Below are 2,284 nucleotides of genomic sequence, written 5' to 3' on the forward strand. Positions count from 1 at the left end.
CACCATGGTGGTGCGCGACGGGCCGGATGGCGACGTCTATCTGCCGGCGCTGTACCCGCCCGAGCTGCTGCCGGCGGACACGGTGGTGGCCGATCCCCTGCGCCTCGGCCGCGCCACCGAATGGACCGAAGCGTCGCCGGTGCGCGGCATCGGCCAGCGCGTCTACATGGTGGGGGAGGAGGCGGTGCCGGTGCTGCAGCTGGCCACGCTGGACTTCGAATGACCCAGCGGCCCATTGCCTCGCGTCCGCGCACCCCGCTGCCGGCGCGGCTGCCCCTGCTCGACCGCCTGATGGATCCGGAGCCGGACCGCGCCGCCGACGCACCCTTGTCGGCGGCGGAGACGGTCGAGCGGCTGCGCCGGTCGGTGCATCGCGACCTGGAGGCGCTGCTGAACGCCCGCCGGCCCTGGCGGTCGGTGCCGGACACGACCCCGGCGCTGCGCCTGTCGCCGCTTGGCTACGGCATCCCGGACTTCACCGCCGGCGCCTTCAACGACCGCCGCCAGCGCGAGGCGCTGCGGGCAGAGGTGGAGGAGGCGATCCGCCGGTTCGAGCCGCGGCTGACCCAGGTCCAGGTGCAACTGGCGGATGACGGCGACCTGCTGCGGTCGACGCTGCGGCTGCGGATCGACGCGCTGCTGCGGGTCGACCCGGCGCCGGAGCCGATCGTCTTCGACACCGTGGTCGACACCACCACCGCGGACGTCACCCTGCGCCCGCTCTACGAAGCCTGACGCCATGTCGGACGCCTTCCTGCCCTATTACAACCGCGAGCTGGCCGCCCTGCGCGGCCTGGCGGGCGAGTTCGCCGAGGCCAACCCCAAGGTCGCCGGCCGGCTGCGGCTAACCGCCGACGCCGTCGACGACCCGCATGTGGCGCGGCTGCTGGAAGGCGTGTCGTTCCTGGCCGCCCGGGCGCAGCAGCGGCTGGACGACGAGTTCCCCGAGCTGACCGACGCGCTGCTGGGGTCACTGTATCCGCATTACCTGGCGCCGGTGCCGTCCGCGGCGATCGTCCAGTTCGCCTGCCAGCCGGATCTGCGCGTCACGGCGGTGGTGCCGGCCGGCACGGCGCTGAAGACCGATCCGGTTCAGGGCGTGCCCTGCCGCTTCCGCACCGCCTACGACACCACACTGTGGCCGGTGGAGATCGAAAGCGCGCGGCTGGGCGGGATGCCGTTGGCTGCCCCCGTCCATCCCGACGCGCAGGGCGCCCGCAGCGTCCTTCGCATCGTGCTGCGCACCAGCGATCCCGAGGCCAGCTTCGCCGAGCTGGGCGTGGACCGGCTGCGCTGCTTCCTGCGCGGCGCCTTCGACCAGAGCCTGCCGCTCTACGAGCTGCTGTGCGGCCATGTCGTCGGCGTGGCGCTGGCGGACGGGCCGAACGACGTCGCCCCGACGCTGCTGCCGCCCGACACCATCAAGCCGGTCGGCTTCGCGCCGGAGGAGGCGCTGTATCCCTGGCCGGCGCGCTCCTTCTCCGGCTTCCGGCTGCTGACCGAATACTTCTCGCTGCCGGAGAAGTTCCTGTTCGTCGACCTGTGCGGCCTCGATGCAAGGACGCTGATCCATGAGCGCAACCGGCTGGAGATCTTCGTCTATCTCGACCGGGCCGCGCCCGACCTGGAGCGGCGGCTGCAACCCGACTGCCTGGCGCTCGGCTGCACGCCGATGGTCAACCTGTTCGCCCAGCCCTGCGAGCCGGTGCCGCTGACGCATCAGCGCACGGAATACCCGGTCGCCGCCGACAACCGCCGGCCGAAGGCCTTCGAGATCTGGAGCGTCGAGCGCGTGCGCGAGCTGCGCGGCGACGGCTCCTCCCGCCCCTGGCGGCCGTTCTACCGCCATCCGGCGGTGGAGCAGGCGGAGGAGGAGCCGAGCGGCTTCTACGCCGTGATCCGCCGCCAGACGCCGGGGACGGTGACCGGCACCGACGTGTTCTTGGCGCCGTTTGACCCGGCGCTGTCGGTCGACCGGCCGGCGGACACGGTGCTGTCGGTCGACGCGCTATGCACCAACCGCGACCTGCCGGCCGAGCTGCCTTTCGGCGGCGGCCAGCCGCGGCTGCACCTGGCGGAGGGGGTGAGCGCGGTGCGCGGCGTCGCCTGCCTGACCGCGCCGACGCCGTCGCTGCGGGCGCCGCTGCGCGAGCATCACAGCTGGCGGCTGGTGTCGCACCTGTCGCTCGGCCATCTCTCCATCATCGGCGGGCCGGCCGCGGCCGACAGCCTGCGCGAGGTGCTGCGCCTCTACGACCTGCGCGACACGGTCGAGACCCGGGCG

3 protein-coding genes are annotated in these 2,284 nt (G+C 73.2%); all 3 read left to right on the plus strand.

From position 1 onward, the window contains the following. The coding region (locus tag P409_RS32225) for a type VI secretion system accessory protein TagJ (protein ID WP_034848222.1) at positions 1-223 on the plus strand (223 nt) is incomplete at its 5' end. Continuing rightward, positions 220-735 carry a type VI secretion system baseplate subunit TssE gene (gene tssE / locus P409_RS32230; protein WP_052121648.1) on the plus strand — a complete coding sequence of 172 codons (516 nt, stop codon included), beginning with the start codon at positions 220-222 and terminating at the stop codon, positions 733-735. The genes P409_RS32225 and tssE, both read left to right, overlap by 4 nt. A gap of 4 nt (positions 736-739) precedes the next feature. Further along, positions 740-2,284: type VI secretion system baseplate subunit TssF (gene tssF / locus P409_RS32235; protein WP_034848223.1), on the plus strand; the 1,545-nt coding region annotated here is incomplete at its 3' end.

It is taken from the genome of Inquilinus limosus MP06, assembly GCF_000767795.1.
Lineage (GTDB): Bacteria > Pseudomonadota > Alphaproteobacteria > DSM-16000 > Inquilinaceae > Inquilinus > Inquilinus limosus_E.